A 1,063-nucleotide genomic window follows, 5' to 3' on the forward strand; every position below is an offset into this window, starting at 1 on the left:
TGCCCGGCGGACTGGCTGACGCCCTTGTAGCCCTCGCAGCTGAAGGCAAAGACATTGCAGTCGCCGAATTTGGCCTTCATCTTGCGGCACACGGCGTGGATGTCGTCGCCGATGAGGCCCACCGGACAGGTGGCGAAGACCGTGATGGCCCGGGGATGAAAGAGGTCGTAGGCTTCCTGGATGGCCGCTTCGAGCTTCTTCTCCCCGCCGAAGATAATGTCCTGGTCCTGCATGTCCGTGGAAAAGCAGTACGGCATGTAGTTGTGCGCGCCCTCGGCCGAAGCGTCGGTCTGGTTGCGGCGGGTCAGCCAGGAATAAAACCCGCAGCCGATGGGGCCGTGGGTGATGTTCACGAAATCCCGGCTGGGCCCCATGATGACGCCTTTGCACCCGGCGTAGGTGCAGCCGCGCATGGTGATGATGCCGGGAATGGTGCGCACGTTGGCCGATATTTCAGGCGTCTCGTTGCCGAGGGCCTCGTTGACGAGGATCTGGGACGCGCGCTTCCGGGCGACCTTGGGCGGATATTTGGCGAGCATTTCCGCCTTCACGTCCGTGGGCGTCCAGTTGACGAGCTTTTTCGCTGATGAGGTCATGGTATTCTCCTTCATGTGTCCTGATTCCGAGAGGAAACAGGCTCTATTCAATGGACTTCGCGCCCTTTTCACCAGTCCGGACCCGGACCGCGTCGGTCATGGGCAGCACAAAGATCTTGCCGTCACCGGGCTGGCCGGTCTTGTTGGTCGCGGTCAGAACCCTGACCACTTCCGGGACCAAATCATCGGAGACCACGACGGTCAGCATGCGCTTGGGGTACAGTTTCCCCTTTTCCCCGAGCACGGCCACCGCTTCCTCGATCCCCTTTCTGGCGCCCTCCAAAGGCTTGGGATCGACCAACCCCTTGCCGCGCCCGTAGGCCTCATGGGCAAAGAAGGCGACCACACCGGCGTCCTGCAACGCCTTCTTGGTCTTGTTCATCATGTTCATGCGGATGACCGCGATCACTTCTTTCATGGCTCAACTCCTTCGGACGCGGTGTCGCAGATCCCGGAACTGATGGTGT

Annotated in this window: 2 protein-coding genes; both read right to left on the bottom strand. The window is 61.0% G+C overall.

The features are described 5' to 3' along the window. A partial coding sequence (locus EOL86_15545) for a nitrogenase molybdenum-iron protein alpha chain (GenBank protein NCD26984.1) occupies positions 1-596 on the bottom strand: 596 nt, incomplete at its 3' end. 43 nt (positions 597-639) lie between these two features. Then, the gene (locus EOL86_15550; GenBank protein ID NCD26985.1) at positions 640-1,014 is read right to left on the bottom strand and encodes a P-II family nitrogen regulator; all 375 of its coding nucleotides are present in this window, start codon (positions 1,012-1,014) and stop codon (positions 640-642) included. Positions 1,015-1,063 lie beyond the last annotated feature (49 nt).

It is taken from the genome of Deltaproteobacteria bacterium (assembly GCA_009930495.1).
Taxonomy (GTDB): domain Bacteria; phylum Desulfobacterota; class Desulfovibrionia; order Desulfovibrionales; family Desulfomicrobiaceae; genus Desulfomicrobium.

Excerpts from the sequence above, each read along its gene's own strand:
- EOL86_15550 (NCD26985.1), bottom strand. The coding sequence starts at position 1,014 with ATGAAAGAAGTGATCGCGGTCATCCGCATGAACATGATGAACAAGACC.